The sequence below is a fragment of the Sedimenticola selenatireducens DSM 17993 genome (assembly GCF_000428045.1).
Classification (GTDB): Bacteria; Pseudomonadota; Gammaproteobacteria; order Chromatiales; family Chromatiaceae; genus Sedimenticola; species Sedimenticola selenatireducens.
In genome coordinates this window covers 1-17,974 of record NZ_ATZE01000015.1, presented here as the reverse complement: position 1 = coordinate 17,974, position 17,974 = coordinate 1, and the positions used below count along the sequence as shown (strand labels likewise).

Sequence of the window (17,974 nt, the reverse complement as noted above, 5' to 3'; positions counted from 1 at the left end):
GATGAGCGCGGTATTGCCGAACAGTCATCATCTCTAGCAGGTATTTAGGCTGGAAAGGTTGTCGATCCTTGCGCCAAGGGTATTTTATCTATGAGTATCAAGCTCGAAGATTACGAAGCGTTTCTGCAAGAAACGGCTCCGGTTGTACGTGATGTACTGGAGGGTACATTCCACGAGGCCGCGCGAATTATGTCGCCGGCCGGGCTGGAAGATTATATGGATGGAGCCCGGTCACTGTGCAACCTGGGGCGCGGTAGTGATCTGGTAGTCACCTATCTGCAGGAGATACCCCAGGTCGTCAAAGAGTGTGGCGAGGATATTATTCCGGACATACTCACGGCGGCGATGAAGTTGTCATCGATGACATCAGGAGAAGTGATCTCCCTGCTCTTTAGCAGTCTGCCCAGTGCCGCAAGAAATCTGGGTGATGCCGAGTTGCTGCGTGGCTATCTGACCTTTATTCACCAGCTTGCATCCACTGCGGCCCGCGGCCTGCGCCCGATGCTGAACCATATCGATGAGCTGTTATCGAAACTCACCCTGAGTGGTCTGCGTCGCTGGGCCAATTTTGGCGCCCAGGCCTATCGTCGTGACTTTGCCAATCTTACCTCCTATTTCAATCTCGAGTCGGCCGACTCCAGGGCGATGCTGCAGAAGGAGCGCCGGGGCGTGCTGCTGGGCAAGGTACAGCGAAAACTCAATTTTTATCTGCGTGCCCTGTGGGGGCGTGATTTTTTTCTGCGGCCATCCGGGGCGGACTATACCGACTTCAGGCCTTATATCGAGCATCGTATTCTGCATCTGCCGGACGCGGTGGATGATATCGGGACGGTTGACGAGAAACTTTCCGGTCTTGAACTGTTCCGCGCCACCGCGGCACATATGGCGGCACACATGTGCTATACGTCATCACCCATTTCGGCAGAGCAGTTGAGCCCGGCGCAGATGTTTTTTATCGGCTTGCTGGAAGATGCCCGGATTGAATACAAGGCGGTGAACGATTTCCCGGGATTGAAGCGTCTCTGGTCAGCTGTGTTGAAGGTGGCGGGTGATGAAACACCGGAGCATCCGACGATGCCCGTGCTGGAACATGTCGCGCTGATGCTGCTCGATGATTCGGTCACATCGGATGATGTGGAGTTGAACCGGTTTGTCGTGAATTTCCACAGTGAAATCGAGCAGCGCCAGGATGATAATCAGTTTTCCTGGCATATGGGGCTGGAGCTGTTCAACCTGTTCTCAAGCCGCAAGGCAGTGCCCAGTTTGCGTATCCTGGAACGCATTCGCATCCCTTACCGTGATGACAATCGCTATGTCTGGGAGTTTGAGGAGTTCGACTGGAATGCTGGGTCGGAATATGTTCCGGCCAGCCAGCGGCAGGTGCGTAAAACCGTCAGCGTCATGGAAATGGCCAATGAGGTTGACTGCGAGCTGGCCGGTGATGATGCCCAGGAGATCTGGACCTGTGCTACCGAGATGCGCCCCTATGAAGATGATCTGACCGATAACACCAAAAGCTTCAACCAGATGTGGGGGAAGGAGCCGGTATCCGCTCCTTTTCACTATCCGGAGTGGGACTACCAGATTCAGTTGCATCGCCCGGACTGGGCAACCGTCTATGAGCGCCGGCAGCCGAAAGGTGATCCGGCGGAAATTGACCATATTCTTTCCGAGTACAAGCCGGTGGCACACCGCATCAAGCAGATTATCGATCTGTTGACGCCGGAGGGGGTGCAGCGGGTGCGTGGCCTGGAGGATGGCGATGAGATCGATATCAATGCGGCTGTTGATGCAATGATCTCGTTGCGCATGGGTGAACAGCCGAACCCGCGCATTACCATGCGAAATGTGGTAAAGAGTCGTGATCTGTCCGTGGTCGTCCTGATGGATTTGTCGGAGTCCACCAACGAGGCGATGGCGGGGTCGGATAAAAGCGTGTTGCAGCTGACCCGTGAGGCGGCAACCCTGGTGTCGACTGCCATCAACGGTATTGGTGATCCATTCGCCCTCCACGGCTTCGCCTCCGATGGGCGTCATGATGTGCAGTATTATCGTTTCAAGGATTTTAACCAGCACTTTGACGATGAGGCTAAAGCCCGGCTGTCGGGCATGAAAGGCGGGCTCTCCACTCGCATGGGTGCGGCGCTGCGCCATGCCGGTCATCATCTGTTGAAGCAGCCCGAGCGGCGAAAACTTATCCTGCTGGTGACCGATGGTGAGCCGGCGGATATCGATGAGCGCGATCCGCAACACCTGCGCCACGATACCAAAAAGGCGGTCGAGGAGTTATACGGCACGGGGGTACTCACCTATTGTCTTACCCTGGATCCCCATGCCGATGGATACGTTAAAAGGATATTTGGCGCAAACAACTACACCATTATCGATCATGTCGACAGACTTCCAGAGAAGCTGCCGACACTGTTCGCAAGCTTGACATCGTAAGAACAGGCTGAGAAGGAGAGTGAACTCATATGGCACTGGTTAACATGCGTGACATGATCTATCACGCCTACAAGCACAATTATGCAGTGGGTGCCTTTGATCTCGTCAGTCTCGATTTTCTCGAGGCAGTTATTGGTGCTGCCGAGTCTTGCCGTGCATCGATAGTCCTGAGTATTGCCGAGCCCCATTTCGAGCATTATGACTATGAACTGTTGCTGCCAGCGGTTGAGGCGGCGGCCCAGCGTGCATCGGTACCGGTGGCTATTCAACTGGATCATGGCAGCAGCCTGGCATCGGCCATCAGTGCGATCAACCGGGGTTGCAACGGTGTGATGCTGGATGCCTCCCGTCAGGAGTTACCCGACAATATCACTACAACCCGCGCAGTGGTCGATATGGCTCATCGATGCGGTGTCCCTGTTACCGGTGAAGTGGGTTACGTTGCCGGTTATGAAGGTGAAGGGGCGCTGCTGCATCCCGGTGAAGCGGCCTTTACCGTGCCTGCCGAGGCGAAGGCCTATGTTGAACGCACGAATGTGGATTTTCTTGCCGTATCGATCGGTACCGTACAGGGGCGGATGAAGGGGCGGGCAAAGCTCGATTTCCAACGCCTCAAGTTGATCAACCAGGCGGTTGATGTCCCACTGGTGATTCATGGTGGCAGCGGATTGAATGAAGAACAGTTCAGAAAATTGCCCTCGATGGGTGTGGCCAAGATCAACTATTACACAGCGCTCTCCGATGTTGCTGCCGAAGCGATGCGCAGGCGAACCAAGGCGAACCCCGATGGCAGCTTCATAGAGCTCAAACGGGATGTTAAGGAGGCTGTTGGTGAAGAGGTTGAGCGCTGTCTTCGTCTTTGGGGCTCTGCCGGTCGCGCTGCCGAGGTGCTGACCCAGTGTCGGCCCTGGGCTCCTGTTGAACATCTGATCATGCACAGTGCAAATGGCCACTCTGAACAAGAGGTCAGGAGTCTTATCGACGAGGGAAAGCGGTTGTTATCGGTTATGCCCGGTGTGCGTAGTGTCTTTACCGGCGAATCGATCAATGAGGCGGGTGCGCGACGTTTCTGCTGGCAGGTGCGCTTGACAGATCCGCGTGTGCTGGATGGCCATGGCGACTATCCCGGATTTGCGCGCTTTCTAAAGAACCGCTTCCAGGGCAGCATCAATGATGCTGTTACGGTTGATTACCAGGTGATCTGAGCGGCAGGATAGCGATTTTACTGTCGGCGCGAATAGTGTCACGAAAACGGTTGTCCATCAGTTGCATCGCCTGGAAAAATTCTCCGCGCAAGCGACGGTGAATGTCACTCATATCGCTGCGATAAAAGTTGATCCGGCAATCCATGTGCTGATCCAGCCCTTCACGATTTGATGGGCTGAGTATTGGGTGCCAGGAGACCGTAATCAATCGCCCACCCTCTGAATCCTGTACGGCATAAGCCATGCTGTCGACAAACCAGAAGGCGTTCTGCTCAATGATCGCCAGGTATTGCATGGAGCGAATGGGGACGAACAGATGATCGGACTGGCAACGATTGAGTAATATGTGTGCCAGGTTATAGGTTTGCGACGGCAGCCTCTCCTGCTGGCAGGAGAACTGATCGGGGATAAAGAATGACTCGGTGCTGTTGGCGCTCATATCCATGCCGTCTGCCGGTTGTCCTGCAATAGCGAATCCGCCTCTCGATGACCATATCACTCATTGTTTAACCGGTTCAAACGCAGTGATTGTAATGGTATGTCGAGCGATGCCTGTGGTGTAGTCGAAAGTAGAGTCGCTGAATAGAGAGTCATAAAAAACGGGGCCCGGAGGCCCCGTAAAACGTATCATGGCAATTGGCAGGCGGGGCGGGCGCCCCGCCCGGTCTCTCTCTTTATCCGAAGATGTCGTTGGTGATATTGGCAAACCAGCCGTGGGCGTAGTGTGCTTCCCGGGCCAACATTTCGGGAGTGGCATCACTTGGTGTCAGCCCCCCGGCCCCCTTCACCCCGACGATCGCGTTCTTCTCCTCGTCCAGTGCGTAGACCACGCTCACCGAAATACCGTACTCCTCACCCACCACGCTGTAGCAGGTGTTCATGTAGGAGGGCGTACCCGGCTCGCGATCGTTCAGCATATCCGCCACCGCCATGGCGCAGACCTTGGCCTGCACGTTGGCGCTGTAGCCCGACTTGGGCATGCCGGCCGCGATCGAGGCGTCACCCAGCACATGGATGTTGGCGTGGATCAGCGACTCGAAGGTCTTCTTGTTCACCGGGCACCAGTCGCCCTTGGTGAGACCTGCGGCAAAGGCGAGCTTGCCGGCCTTCTGCGGCGGAATGATGTTGATCACGTCGGCTTTGAAGGTCTCCACCGGGCCCTGCACCGTCATGCTCCCAGGATCGACGCTCTCGATCTTGCCACCGCCGGCGGCCGACACCCACTCGATCATGGAGTTGTCGGTGTCGTAACCGTAGAGCCGCTTCCAGCCCTGTGTGAACAGGCCCTGTTTGGAGAACTTGTCCTTGGCGTCCAGGATCAGCACCTTGGAACGGGGCTTGTGTTGCTTCAGGTAGTGGGCAATCTGGCTGGCTCGCTCGTAGGGCCCGGGCGGGCAGCGGAACGGGTTACCCGGCGCGGCGATAATCACGGTACCGCCGTTGGGCATCGCTTCCAGCTGGCGCCTCAGGATCGCGGTCTGCGGACCGGCCTTCCATGCGTGCGGAATGCGCTCGGCCACATCGGCGCTGTAACCCTCGATCGCCTCCCACTTGAAGTCGACACCCGGAGATACGATACAGCGATCATAGGGCAGGCTCAGTCCACCCTGGGTCATCACCTTGCGTGCCTTGGGATCAATGCCGGTGACCATGTCATGTACCACGTTCACGCCGTGGCCACGCAGTCCGTCGTAACCGAACTGGATGGAGTCCAGAGTCCGCTCGCCGGAGAGTACCTCGTTGCTCATGAAGCAGGTGTGATAGTGCTTGTTGGCCTCGACCAGGGTCACCTGGATGGATGGATCCATCATCCGGAGCTGCTTGGCGGCGGTTGCGCCACCCGGGCCACCGCCGATCACCACCACCTTGGCGCCTCCGCCACGGGTGGCGGATCCGGTACAACCGGCCAGGGTACCCAGCGCCGCGGCTGCGGCGGACAACTTGATAAATTCTCTTCTGTTGATTTTGTTCATGCCACCCCCCTTATTGCTGGCTGCCATAGTAGTTGAGTACAGCCTCGATAGAGCTCGGACCGTGCTGATCGAGCATCTTCTTTACCTGCGTCCTCATCTTCTTTGGCACCTCGCGGTGACCGGCCTTGAAATCCTCCATGCTGTACTTCAGGTAGAGCGTGGACTGGCCCGCCAGCAGGGCGCTGGCCTCGGTATTGGTACCGCCGTCCTCGTGGCACTTCTCGCAGTAGTCGTTGTGCAACTTGACGCCCTGCTGCGCCTTGGCGGCGGAGAAAGGCTGGTTCATGGGAACCGGTTTCTGTGCTGCGAAGTAGTTCGCCATGGCGGTGATCTGTTCGTCACTGTAGCCCTTGGCTACCCGATCCATCACCGTGGCCTTGCGCTCACCGCTCTTGAAGGCCTGCATGGTTTCAACGAAATACTCCGGATCGGCGCCTGCGATCGTGGGAATCACGGCAACGCTGGAACCCATGGTGCCGTGGCACGCGGCACAAGTCTGTGAAAGCATCTGGGGACTCGGATCGGCCTGGACAGCCAGTGAGCCAACCATCAATCCTCCCGCCAACGCAACCCGTAACGTTTTTTTCAACGTCATCTATTGCTCCTCCATTTCTCTGTTTCTTATAGGAAATCTGCCTTGTGGCAGAGGCCAAGTATGACCCCTGAAAAATAAACATGCAATTTGCAGGGATTATTTTTCCATCTTTCGGGTGCGCGGGGTGTGTGAAATGCCGCACTCCGGGATTATTAATCGTTAATTTCCGTGGTTTAATCTGGAAAAGTCGGCTCTGCGGCTGGCGCTTTGAGCGGATCAGCGCTAAAGGTTCCGGATTTGCAAGGGGATAACTACTTTGGCACCACCTGGCGTTGCCCGGTTGGCGCAGAAGGTCCTGATGTCTGGAATTGAGCAGTGTGATCCAGTCCTTAATGCACAAGGTTAGTGCGGTATAGTCGGATTGTGGCGCATACACCGTGATCGTGTTGTGTGAAAAGATGGCGCCGCTGCATCCGCCTTGGCCTTGGCTGCTGCCGCATCCTCGGCAGCTCAACGGTGTTTGACTGTCTAACCTCCGCTCAACGCCTGAAATATATACACAGTCCCATCATTCGGGACAAAATCCGAGAGTCTCTTTTTATCAATCACTATGTGGTCATTGATACAGAGATTGACATGCTGACGTAATGCACCGTGTTCGTCGAGAATGTAGTCGGTGAATCCAGGCGTCATGGTGTCAACGGCGCGCAAAACCTCGGCGACAGAGCCAGCCGGCACGGTGATGGTCTGGTCCTCAAGTTCCGGAAAGAACCGGTAAAGATGGTGAGTCATTTTAACTGTCGGCATGGCGTCAACCGAATCGCACAGAATAGACCGGCGGCAGGTTGTTACCCAGGCAGCGCCAGGTTTCACCACGGTCTTCCGACAGGTAGACGTTGCCGGTCGTACTGCCAAAACAGAGACAGTCGCCGGCCACATCGAGGGCGTGTCTCAAGACGATGTCGTAAGCGTTCTGTTGCGGCAGGCCATTACGAAACGATTGCCAGGAACGTCCGCCATCCGTGGTTCGCGAGACACTGAGACCCCCGCCAATGGCCATGCGCTCTGAATCCCCACGTGCGGGTACCACCCATGCCGTGCGTCCGTCATGTTCATCCACCGCAATCGGGAAGCCAAAATGCACGCCGGCATCCGGCAGACTGACTTTTCTCCAGGTTCGCGCCCCATCGTCACTGAAAAATACACCACAGTGATTTTGCTGCCAGAGATGATCCGGCTGGTCGGGGCAGCCGGTCACAAAATGGGGGTCGTGGCCCCACTCGGCTTCAGGATTCGGTAAATAGTCCATCAGCATGCCCTTGTTGCGACCTGCCCAGGTCTGGCCGCCATCGCCGGTCTCAATGACACCGGCTGTTGAGGCTGCTACATGGATATGCGCGGGGTCGCGCGGGTCAACGATGATGGAATGAATGCCAGGTTCGAAAACACCGTAGTCAACGCTGGCCGGTGAACCTTGCCAGCGATTCTCGCTGGTGGCGTCTCCATTAAACAGGTCACCGCCGCGACTTTCGTGGTTCCAGAGGGGGCGGTTGAGCTCCCAGTTCATACCACCATCATTGCTGATGAACAGACCACCTGGAATCGTGCCGGCATACAGCCTGCCAGGCTGGTCCGTACTGCCAAATGCGATATTCCAGATCTTGAACACAGTGGCGTCCCGGTATTCCGGTTGCCCCTCGGGTGATGTCGGATCAAAATCCGGTGTAGGCAGATACTTGACGATGTAGCGGGCGCCCTCCGGGTACTTTATTGGTGGCATATCTTCCCAGGTTGCACCGCCGTCCTGCGAGCGCGACAGCTTGGGCCCCCAGTGACCATGATCCAGGGACGCCCATAACGTACCATCCCGGGGATCACACGCGGCGTAACAAACCGGGACTCCCTGGTGCGAGATCGGTCGAGGCTGCCAAGTGGAATTGGTACGGTCAAACAAGACAGTACCTTTGCGAGTACCGAGTAGAATGATATTTGCCATGGCTTGACCTTATATGAAGACCGGAACCCATGTTCTGACACAACCAATAATAGTTTATAAAAAATGGCACCAGATATTTTTTTACCATCCCGTCCTGGAATCATCGAACTGGATACTGGATTCTCTACGGATCTTGAGAGGCGTCCGGGCGCGCTGTTTTACATTATCCTGCATGGTATTTCCTGGTCTGTGATAGTCTTTCAGCCCAAGACGAGGGGAATAGGGGAGTGTCCAGAGTGCGGCCCTTCTTCTCGGCCAGGCAGATTTTCAAACCAGCTGTTTCGGCCACCCAATCAAAGATTAGAAAACTGGTTTTGAACTTTGTTTGGAATGGGATTTGCTTTTTACGCCTAAATTAAGCAATTGTATTCAAGGTATTAAATTGGCTTGTTAACGATCCGATGGGAATAATTGAACATACCGCCCAAGTACCAGTGGAAGCTGCCGACAGCGCCTTCATGCGACAGGCCCTTGCCCTGGCGGGCCGTGCCGAGGCCGAGGGTGAGGTGCCGGTGGGCGCGGTACTGGTACTGGATGGCGAGGTAATCGGCGAGGGCTGGAACCGGCCGATTATAGGTCACGATCCCACAGCTCATGCCGAGATTATGGCACTGCGCGATGCCGGGCAGCGGATGAAGAACTATCGCCTGCCCGGCACCACGCTCTATGTCACCCTGGAGCCCTGTCCCATGTGTGCCGGCGCCATCGTCCACGCCCGGGTCAGCCGGGTGGTATTCGGTACCACCGATCCCAAAGGTGGTGCGGCCGGCAGTGTGTTCCGTCTGCTGCCTTCAGACCAGCGCTTCAATCATTATGTAGCAGCCGAGGGCGGTGTGCTGGCGGAAGATTGTGCCGAGCAGTTGCGCGCTTTCTTCCGCTCCCGGCGTTGAATTAGCGCAGCATCGGGGGTATGGCGGGCCGCTTGGGATCAAGGCTTCCTGGCGGCGAATAGTGCCACCATTCCCACGTGCTGCCTTTAGGTCCGGCCTGCGGTGTTGAACAGCAGCAGTCTCACAATATCGCCGGTACCGTGGTGATCACTGCCTGAATGGTCTGTTTCTTCTGCTTGCGGTTGTGCCACACCAGCAGGTCGTAATAGCTGCGGATATTGTCCACGTAATGAACCGGCTCCTTGCCCCGGGCAAAGCCGTGTCTAACGGTTTTATAGTATTTCTTTTGGGTTAATAGCGGCAGGTGCTGTTTCACGTCTGACCACTTGTCCGGGTCACCCCCGTTGCGCTGGGTCAGGATGCGGGCATCCTCCAGGTGACCGAATCCCACATTGTAGCCAGCCAGGGCCATCCAGGTGCGGTCCGGCTCCTGAATGCGCTCGGGGAGCTTCTTCTCCACCCGGCGCAGATAACGTGCGCCGCCGCTGATGCTCTGGGCAGTGTCGGTGCGATCCTCCACGCCCATCTGTTTTGCCGTGGCAGAGGTCAGCATCATGATTCCTTTCACTCCGGTGGGGGAGACCGCCTTGGGATTCCAGTGTGACTCCTGATAGCCGATGGCGGCCAGCAGTTGCCAGTCCATGTCGTTCTGTTCGGCGGCCTGCTTGAATAGTGGAATCAGCGGTGGCAGGCGCTGTGCCATATGTCGGGCAAAGGTGCGATTGTCGACAAATCCCAATTTCTCCACATAGCCGTAATAGCGTTCCAGCAACTGTTCCAGGGAGCCGTCTTCCTTGATGCGCCTGATGAAGGCCTTGGCGGCTTTGTAGAGACTGTTGTCCTCTGCATGGGGAAAGGCCCAGGCCACCGGCATCTCTTCGCCCAGTTCGAAGGCGACCTGCAGTTCGGGATGAAAGCGGCGGCTCAGAGCCACTTCATTGGAATTGGCAATGGTGTAATCGATCAGTCCCTCATAGACCAGGTTCAGCAGTTCGGTGCTTTCCACTGCGCGTTGCGCGGTCCAGTTCAGGTCCGGGTGTTCAGTTGCCAACCCCTTGAGTTTCTCTTCATGGCTGCTGCCAGCCATCACTTCCAGCACGCCGTCAATTGTATCGGTGATATTTTTCGGTCGTTGATTTCCGGCTTTATAGACCAGCTGGGAGGTGACTGTTTGATACTCCGGAGTAAACCTGACCGCCAGCTCCCGGTTATTGGTGACCGTCAGGCCGGCGGCAGCGAAATGGGCTTCACCGCGCACCACTGCTGGCAGGATCTCGTCAAAGCTGTTGGGAATCACATACTTGACCTGGACTCCCAGTTCCCCCGCGAATTGTTCAACCAGCTCATACTCCAGACCGCGGGTCTTCTCCTTGTCCTGAATATAGGTGGCCGGGTTGTTGCGGGTGATCACGATCAGCTGGCCCTCCTCCTTGATGCGTTCGATCAGAGGCTTGGGTATGCTGCAGCTGGAGAGCAGCAGGCTCAGTGTCAGGATCCAGAGAGTGCGCATGCCTTGCAGGATACCTTTTAACGCCTTTGCGAGGTTAACGACCGGTTCAATTAGTGTACAATCGAGCGTCTATTCTAGAGCAGCTTAACGGTATCGCGAAATCGCGGCTATCAGATTGTTTTGGCTTGGCTTTATTGTTTGTCATGGGATGCCGGTTTGGTGATAATAGGCGCCCGCTGCTGTCAGGGGCTGAAGAGTTGGATAGAATAGCAGCCCGAAGGGCGAAGGGCAGGAAGCCCGGAGTCATGGGCTTGACTCGACGGTGCGAAGCGCCGTTGTTAAGCCGCACAGAATTGGAGAGGTGCCAGAGTGGCCGCAAAAATCGCCGGGAGCGATTTTAACGCCCGCAGGGCGACCCGAAGGGCGAAGGGCAGGAAGCCCGGAGTCATGGGCTTGACTCGACGGTGCGAAGCGCCGTTGTTAAGCCGCACAGAATTGGAGAGGTGCCAGAGTGGCCGCAAAAATCGCCGGGAGCGATTTTAACGCCCGCAGGGCGACCCGAAGGGCGAAGGGCAGGATGCCCGGAGTCATGGGCTTGACTCGACGGTGCGGAGCGCCGTTGTTCAGCCGCACAGAATTTGGAGAGGTGCCAGAGTGGCCGAATGGGCTTGACTCGAAATCAAGTGACCCCTTGCGGGGTCCGTGGGTTCGACTCCCACCCTCTCCGCCAAATTAATCAGGAACAGTGCGTCAAGGTTCGCAAATCGAGAGTAAAGTGTGAAGACGCACCCTCCTGCCATGAAGTTCCTCATATCCCGGATCTCGGGGACCCGCTAAGTGTTCTTCTCAGAAGACCGGGAACACTTTTTTCGACCGCTAAACGGAAAATACCGGGGTCAGGTGCTGGACTGCCTCAGCACCTTCTACGCCCGTCTTTACGGTTCGCTGGCCGACTACAGCCGCAGTTTTAATCGCGAGCAGGTGATCGAAATCCTGGAGGAGGCGATCGCCCGCAGCCCGGTGCTGGATGAGGATGAGGCCGAAGTCTACCAGGCGCCGGTCCGCTCCCAGCGCGAACAGGCCAACTGGATACTCAATCAGCTGCTGGAGTATGGCTGGCTGGAACGCCAGATGGACGAGGCGACCATGCAGAGCACCTACGCCTTTACCCGTCATGGCCGCCTGTTCACGCAGCCGATGGTGGAGGCGGCCGGCGGCCGCTTCCGTACCCGCCACCGCAATACCCGCAACACCCGCAATGCATTGCAGTCGTTTCTCGACAAGGGCGAGGTGTACGATCTGCTGGATGCCTTCGAGTATTCGGAGCGGATTATCTCTGATTTTTCCGATGTGATTGCCGAGCTGGATGAGCGCAAGCGTCAGCTGGTCAGAGAGGTCGAGGCGCAACAGGTGGTGCAGCGCGCCTCGGATGAGTTTTTCGACTTCATGGAGAAGCGCTTCATGCCGGATCTGTCGATTCGGCTGTCAGCCGATTCGGTAGAGAAATACCGCGATGAGATCAGCGAGCTGATCGGCAAGGCACGGCGCAAGCGTCGGGAGTTCAAGGCCCAGGCGGAGCGGGAGCTGCGCCGGGCAGCGCCGGAGCTGATCGAGCATGTCGGTCGTTCGGTCTATCTGCTGATTCTGGATGGTATCGAGACCCGTATGCACAACGCCTCGGCTATCATGCTCCCGGCTCTGCGCCAGGCGCTGAACGGCTTTACCCGCCGCGCCGATATCATCATGCGTCAGCTCAGTTATACCGGGGCATCCGGTCAGAACCGGCTGTTTGCCCTGTGTGAACAGTTGCGCCAAGCCTCGGAAGCAGATCAGACGAAGGCTCTGTCAGGGGTGGGAAAGGTCCTGTCGGTGATGGATATGGGCTTTGTAGACCCCGACAGTATCCGGCTGCACCAGGGACGGCGACTCCGGCTGGTGAATACAGCGGTTGAAGAGGAACCCGGCGACGACCGGGCTTCGCGTAAGGCGCTGTTTGTCCAGACAGCGGTGGACCTGGCATTCACCTTTAACAGCCAGGGGCAGCGTGACTACCTGGTTCAGGCACTGTGTGAAGGGCACCGGATCAAGAGCCAGCAGTTGCCGGTGCGGGACGCCCGTGAACTGCTGATGAGTGCCCACGCAATCGAAGTTGGCGCACTGGGGGATGGCGAGTTTGCCTTTCGCGTAACGCCTACCGATAACCGGGTCGGCAGTGAATACTTTCATGCCTGTGACGAATTTACAATTGAACTGATTGAACGAGAGACACATGCTGAGCGAAGCACTGGGTGAGGCGCTGGAAACAGCGGGGGTGACGTTGCAGGAGTTCCGTGAACTACTCCTGCGGTTGCTCAATTACGGGGTGCTGTGCCGTGCTGAGAGTCAGACCGAGCAACAGCTCTATGACCGCTATCTGCGCATTGAATCCCTGGTCGGGGAGTATCTGGATGTGATCGGTGTCAGCCTGTTCCATGACCGCCGTTTTGCCTACCTGCGGCTCTATCCCCCGGGTGCCAGCGTGCCGGGTATGGAGGATGGACCGGAAGCGGCCTTCGCCGGTGGATTGCGGGCGCGCCTGCGCCAGGATGAGGTGGCGCTGTTGCTGGTGCTGCGGCTGCAGTATGACAAGGCGCTTCGCGAGGGCCAGCTGGATGAGCACGGCTATGTGCTGGAGTCGGTGGAGTCCCTGGCGATTGCCATGCGCAATCTGCTGGGTCGCTCGTTGCCGGACAAGATCGTGGAGCGCAAACGGGTATTCAACCGGCTGCGCCAGTTGCGGCTGATCGAGTACCGTCAGGATGAGGAGATGGAGAGCGGCGAGGCGTGGATGCGGATTCATCCCATGATTGTCACCTTTGTCACTGATGAGGCGCTCACGGCCCTGGAGCAGGGGCTACCGCAAACCGACCCGGTCGAGGCAGAAGATGTTTCTTAAGCAGTTTGTCTATATCAACTGGGACAATATCCCCAACCTGGAATTTGATTTCGGCCCGGTCAATCTCTTCTCCGGTGGTAACGGCTCCGGCAAGACCACGGCGGCGGACGCCATCCAGACGGTGATGACCGCGGCCCATGAAAACCTGTTCCAGTACAATCCGGGCCAGGATGAGACCACCCAGCGTGGCCGCGGCGGCAAGCGGGTGCGCACCCTGGCCTCCTACGTACTGGGCTGTGATGACGGCAGTTATGCCCGGCTTGATCCCACCGATGGTTATCTGGCGGCGGTGTTTCACCCCACCCAGGGCGAGAGCGGCGAACCTTTCACCGCGGTGATCGCGGTGCGGGCCTGGCTGGATAGCGCCGGCGGCAACGGGGTGGCGCGCCAGGATGACGCGCAGTTTTTTATTATCAGCGGCGAGACGCTTGGTCAGTCGCACTTCGTACGCAGCGACAGCGCCGGTCGCTACGTCGTCCCGCTACCGGATCTGCAGACCCTGCTGATCGGCGAGTTCGGTAAGCGCCGGGTGGAAAAGTACGAGACCAAAAAAGCCTATCTGCGTCGCCTCTATGGCGCCTTGCGCGGCAAATCGGATGCGGTCACCGAGACTGAGGCGATTGCCGCCGCCCGCGCCTTTTCCCGTTTCATGTCCTATAAGCCGATCAAGGGGATCAACCGCTTTGTGGCGGATGAGATCCTGGAACAGAAGGATTCGGCGAGGCGGTGCGTTCGGTTTCCAGCCAGCTCAAAACCATCCACCACATGGAGCGGGATGCGGCCAACCTGCTGACGTCAATGGAGACGCTGCGCCGGGCCGGTGAGCAGACACAGCTCTATATCGAGCAGTGGAGCTCACTGAACGTACTCGATTACACTCTGGCCCAGGCCGAGTATCAGACCCGCCAGGCCGACTATCTGCGCGGCAAGCAGCGCCAGCAGACCCGGCGTCAGACACAGCAAGAGACGGAACAGGAGATCGCCCAGCTGGAGCGGCAGGCGGAGCTGGTGCATGACCGGCGGATCAACCTGGAGGCGCAGCGACAGGGGGTGCAATCCCTGCGACAGAAGGATGAGCTGGAGAAACAGCGCAATCAGCTTGATGTCCGTCTGGTACAACAGACGCAATCGGTGCTGGCCGAAGACCAGCGGGTGGCGGAGAACATCCGGGCCAGTCAGGAGATCGCCGAGGCACTTGGCGATGCCACCCTGCTGGATGGGCAATCGGGGATCACCAGCCTGGAGACCGAGGCGCTGGCCCGGGAGGTAAGCGGTACTGCCCGACAGGTGGTGCGGGAGTTACACCATCTGGTGCAGCGGGACTTTTCCGGTGCCATGCCGGCGCTGGTCGCCGAACTGGAGCAGGTGCAATCCCTGCAGCAGGCACACAACCGCTGGCACGGCTTCTGGCGCGGTAGCGAGGCAGACGAACCGCCGAGAGAGCAGTTGGCCGCGCAGCTGCACAGTCACCGTGCACGCTATCAACAGTTGACCGAGCAGCGACGTCAGAAGCAGTTGGAGATCGAACGGCTGAATGCCAATCAGGCCAACTATCCGGCCTACGTGGAGCGGGCACTGAGGGCGATCCGTCAATACTGTCCGGCGGCTGATCCCCGGGTCCTCTGCGACCACGTGGAGGTGAAAGATCCCCGCTGGCAATCGGCCATCGAGGGTTATCTGGGCGGGACACGCTTCTCTATTCTGGTGGAGGCGGACTTCGAGGCCGAAGCCATTGGGATCGTCAGGGGACTGCCGGGGCGGGACAACCGGGCGCGGGTCATTCAGGGAGCCAAGGCCGCCAGGGATGTGGCGCGCACGAGCCTTGATCCCCAATCTATCATCCATGTGCTGGGGTTCAGCCACGCCGTGGCCCGCGCCTATCTGACCGCCAGTTTTGGCACGGTAGTGCGCGTGGACTCTGCCGAGGCGCTGCGCATGACTCGCCGGGGTATCACCGAACAGGGTATGGGATCTGGCGGTTACAGCATGTGGCGATGCGATCTGCCGGACAGCGATCTGGTGTTTGGCGCGGCCGCGCGTGAGCGGGCATTGCAGGCCAAGCTGCTGGAGCTCTCCGGTGTCGAGTTGGAGTGGCATCAGGCCAATGACCGGTTGCAGCAGATCAGCCGTCTGCTGCAGGCCGTGGACCGGCTGCGTGTTGTCCGCTATGCCGATGACCTGCATGCCATTGTGGAGACCCATCGTGAGATCGGTCAGATCGATGGACTGCTGGGCCAGCTCGATCTGACCGGGCATCAGGATCTGGAGTCGCGCTTGCAGACACTGAAGGCGGAGCAGCTGGAGCTGGAAACGAAGAAGGGTGGGCTGCATGAAAAACTTGGCGAGATCCGCTCCAGTCTGGAGAGTATCGACAAACAGCTCAAGGCGCTGAGTGATCTGCAGGAGCAGAACCGGGAGCGGCTGGATGAATGTGAAGCGGCTCTGCAGGAGCTGGCGACAACCTGGCCTGATTTCGATGTCGAGGCACGGTTGCAGGTGGCGGATGAGGAAGCGCGTGATCTGGATGTCGCTATCGCCCGTAACTATCGTCATGAACTGGAAAAGGAATTGCAGCTGGCCCAGCGCCGGGCGGAGGATGAGGTCAAGGCGCATAACCAGCACTGCCGTCCGGCGGATACCATCATCTATCCCGATTTTACGGGCGATTACGACGCCGCCCTGTTCCGCGCTATCTGTCAGCTGCAGCGGGAACTCGACCGGGTCTATAACATATTGAAAAACAATATCCTGGTGGAGAAGCACCAGCAGCTTAGTGAGCTGAAAGGGGCCTTCAACAATGCCTTCGTCACTCACCTCTGTCACACCATCCATCAGGCGCTGAATGACGGCAAACGCCAGATCGAACAGCTGAACCGGGAACTGCAACATCACCACTTCGGGGCCGACCGGGAGACCTTCCGTTTCGACAGTGATTGGATACCGGAGTACCGGGACTACGCCCGTTTCTTCCAGGAGGTGGTGAAAAACCCGCTGCTGGGTGATGAAGCAACCCTGTTTGAGGTGGAGTTGTCGGAAAAGTCGCGCAAGGTGCTAAACGATCTGATGGCGATGCTGCTGGACGAGGATGAGCAGCGGGCGATGCGCGATCTGGAGCGGATTGCCGATTATCGCAACTACCGCCGCTACGAGATCTACAAGGAGGTCGAGGGCAAGCCGCCGATTCCCCTCAGTGAGTACGGCACCGGCTCGGGCGGCCAGTTGGAGACGCCGGCCTACATCATCCGCTCCGCGGCCATCACCTCCGCCTTCCGTTTTGCCGAGGGCAGTACCCACCTGCGCATGGTGCTGGTGGACGAGGCGTTCTCCAAAATGGACGAAACCCGCTCGCGGGAGGTGATCGACTACCTGACCGGCAGACTTGGTCTGCAACTGCTGTTCATCATGCCCACCAGCAAGTGCGGCCCCTACATGGACCTGATCAGCCATGAGTTTGTATTCGCCAAAGTGCCGAGTGAGGCGCTGCGGGGCGAGTTGCGAACCCGCGTGCTGGTGGACCGGAAACGGTGTAATCAGGAGCGTATCAAGACGCTTTGGGCCAATCATCGACGCAATGTCTATCACCAGGCTGAGCTGGATTTTATGCAGGAATTTGCGGTGGCGGATTGAGCTTTTGGGGGGGTGTGAAGGGCTTGGCGTTGCGTCGCGTATCAATCGCGGTCGAGGGGGCCGCTCCATAATATGATTTATTCGTCTCGAGAAAAGGTTAAAACCACCGCCTTTAGGCGGTCAGATTTATCTGAGATACTGAGATTCCAAAAATGATGGTGGTGAGAAGATGGAATATCGGTACGGTAGTCATACGAAGTATAAGATTCGTTATCACTTTGTATTTGTTACGAAGTACAGGTACCAGCTACTTGTAGGCGAGGTAGGTTTGAAGTTGCGTGAATTGATCCGACAAACTTGCAATGCTTTTGAAATTGAGATTTTAAAAGGTGTGGTGAGTAAGGACCATGTTCATATTCTTGTCTCAGCCCCTCCAAATATGGCGCCCAGTGAGATTATGCGGCGTATTAAGGGACGTAGTTCGTCGAAGCTTTTTGAACTCTATCCAGAGCTAAAGCGACGCTATTGGGGAAGGCATTTCTGGGCGAGAGGCTATTTTTGTGTCACTTCTGGGGAATTGACGGAAGAGATGATAAAAGAATATTTGGAACATCATTTTGAGCCTAAGGTTGATGATAATTTTCGGACAGAAGGCTAAACGGGTCTATTGACCCGTATCCGGACTTTCAGTCCGTATTACTAACCCACCGGCTTCTAGTGTACCCCGTCAAACGCTTTGTAACTTATCAAGCGTTTGACGTCCACGTTTAACTTTCTCAAGAATATCGTTTGCCGACTTCGTCCAAATGAAGGGAGCAGGAGATTCATTGTGCTTGCTGATGTAATCCATCACCGCCTTCTCAAGCTCGGCGACACTGCAAAAGATGCCGCGCCGCAGCTGCCGCTCAGAAAGATCTCTGAAAAACCGCTCCACCATATTCAACCAAGAAGCACTTGTGGGCGTAAAGTGAACATGAA

Annotated in this window: 14 protein-coding genes, 1 tRNA gene and 1 pseudogene; 9 read left to right on the top strand and 7 right to left on the bottom strand. The window is 57.3% G+C overall.

Going from position 1 to position 17,974, the window contains the following annotated elements:
• The first annotated feature begins 90 nt into the window (after positions 1 to 90).
• Both A3GO_RS0113470 and A3GO_RS0113465 read left to right on the top strand, forming a co-directional pair.
• Positions 91 to 2,445 carry a nitric oxide reductase activation protein NorD gene (locus tag A3GO_RS0113470; RefSeq protein ID WP_029133837.1) on the top strand — a complete coding sequence of 785 codons (2,355 nt, stop codon included), beginning with the start codon at positions 91 to 93 and terminating at the stop codon, positions 2,443 to 2,445.
• 29 nt (positions 2,446 to 2,474) lie between these two features.
• A complete protein-coding gene (locus A3GO_RS0113465) occupies positions 2,475 to 3,650 on the top strand; it encodes a class II fructose-bisphosphate aldolase (RefSeq protein ID WP_029133836.1) in 1,176 nt (391 codons plus the stop codon).
• Here the strand turns inward: A3GO_RS0113465 and A3GO_RS23865 are convergent.
• The 5 genes from A3GO_RS23865 to A3GO_RS0113440 all read right to left on the bottom strand — a co-directional run bounded on the left by A3GO_RS23865 (position 3,625) and on the right by A3GO_RS0113440 (position 7,938).
• A complete protein-coding gene (locus A3GO_RS23865; protein ID WP_051302295.1) occupies positions 3,625 to 4,095 on the bottom strand; it encodes a hypothetical protein in 471 nt (156 codons plus the stop codon). The two genes, A3GO_RS0113465 and A3GO_RS23865, sit on opposite strands and share 26 nt — an antisense overlap.
• A 229-nt stretch (positions 4,096 to 4,324) precedes the next feature.
• Positions 4,325 to 5,623, bottom strand: coding sequence for an NAD(P)/FAD-dependent oxidoreductase (locus A3GO_RS0113455; RefSeq protein WP_029133835.1), 1,299 nt, complete (start codon positions 5,621 to 5,623; stop codon positions 4,325 to 4,327).
• Positions 5,624 to 5,633: 10 nt separating this feature from the next.
• Entirely contained in the window at positions 5,634 to 6,218 is a 585-nt protein-coding gene (locus tag A3GO_RS0113450) for a c-type cytochrome (RefSeq protein ID WP_029133834.1), read from the bottom strand.
• 468 nt (positions 6,219 to 6,686) lie between these two features.
• Complete coding sequence (locus A3GO_RS0113445) at positions 6,687 to 6,965, bottom strand: ubiquitin family protein (protein WP_029133833.1); 279 nt, start codon at positions 6,963 to 6,965, stop codon at positions 6,687 to 6,689.
• 4 nt (positions 6,966 to 6,969) lie between these two features.
• Positions 6,970 to 7,938 carry a WD40/YVTN/BNR-like repeat-containing protein gene (locus A3GO_RS0113440; protein WP_335340047.1) on the bottom strand — a complete coding sequence of 323 codons (969 nt, stop codon included), beginning with the start codon at positions 7,936 to 7,938 and terminating at the stop codon, positions 6,970 to 6,972.
• A 617-nt stretch (positions 7,939 to 8,555) separates the two neighbouring features.
• Here A3GO_RS0113440 and tadA point away from each other — a divergent pair.
• Positions 8,556 to 9,044, top strand: coding sequence for a tRNA adenosine(34) deaminase TadA (tadA, locus tag A3GO_RS0113435; protein ID WP_051302293.1), 489 nt, complete (start codon positions 8,556 to 8,558; stop codon positions 9,042 to 9,044).
• 121 nt (positions 9,045 to 9,165) lie between these two features.
• On the opposite strand, the gene mltF is transcribed toward tadA, so the two are convergent.
• The gene (gene mltF / locus A3GO_RS23860; protein WP_037375403.1) at positions 9,166 to 10,554 is read right to left on the bottom strand and encodes a membrane-bound lytic murein transglycosylase MltF; all 1,389 of its coding nucleotides are present in this window, start codon (positions 10,552 to 10,554) and stop codon (positions 9,166 to 9,168) included.
• Between the two features lie 580 nt (positions 10,555 to 11,134).
• Here mltF and A3GO_RS0113425 point away from each other — a divergent pair.
• The 6 genes from A3GO_RS0113425 to tnpA all read left to right on the top strand — a co-directional run bounded on the left by A3GO_RS0113425 (position 11,135) and on the right by tnpA (position 17,654).
• Positions 11,135 to 11,224: transfer RNA gene (locus A3GO_RS0113425), tRNA-Ser, on the top strand.
• A gap of 107 nt (positions 11,225 to 11,331) precedes the next feature.
• Complete coding sequence (locus A3GO_RS0113420) at positions 11,332 to 12,786, top strand: Wadjet anti-phage system protein JetA family protein (protein ID WP_029133830.1); 1,455 nt, start codon at positions 11,332 to 11,334, stop codon at positions 12,784 to 12,786.
• A complete protein-coding gene (locus A3GO_RS0113415) occupies positions 12,764 to 13,429 on the top strand; it encodes a DUF4194 domain-containing protein (protein WP_029133829.1) in 666 nt (221 codons plus the stop codon). The genes A3GO_RS0113420 and A3GO_RS0113415 overlap by 23 nt, the downstream gene beginning before the upstream one ends.
• Positions 13,419 to 14,222, top strand: coding sequence for an ATP-binding protein (locus tag A3GO_RS26765; protein ID WP_335340046.1), 804 nt, complete (start codon positions 13,419 to 13,421; stop codon positions 14,220 to 14,222). The genes A3GO_RS0113415 and A3GO_RS26765 overlap by 11 nt, the downstream gene beginning before the upstream one ends.
• Positions 14,156 to 17,056 carry an ATP-binding protein gene (locus A3GO_RS23855; protein WP_335340045.1) on the top strand — a complete coding sequence of 967 codons (2,901 nt, stop codon included), beginning with the start codon at positions 14,156 to 14,158 and terminating at the stop codon, positions 17,054 to 17,056. Before A3GO_RS26765 ends, A3GO_RS23855 begins: the two co-directional genes overlap by 67 nt.
• A 169-nt stretch (positions 17,057 to 17,225) precedes the next feature.
• Positions 17,226 to 17,654, top strand: coding sequence for an IS200/IS605 family transposase (gene tnpA, locus A3GO_RS0113405; RefSeq protein WP_029133828.1), 429 nt, complete (start codon positions 17,226 to 17,228; stop codon positions 17,652 to 17,654).
• A gap of 69 nt (positions 17,655 to 17,723) precedes the next feature.
• Here tnpA and A3GO_RS0113400 read toward each other — a convergent pair.
• Positions 17,724 to 17,974, bottom strand: a pseudogene (locus A3GO_RS0113400) (IS630 family transposase); the annotation flags it as partial.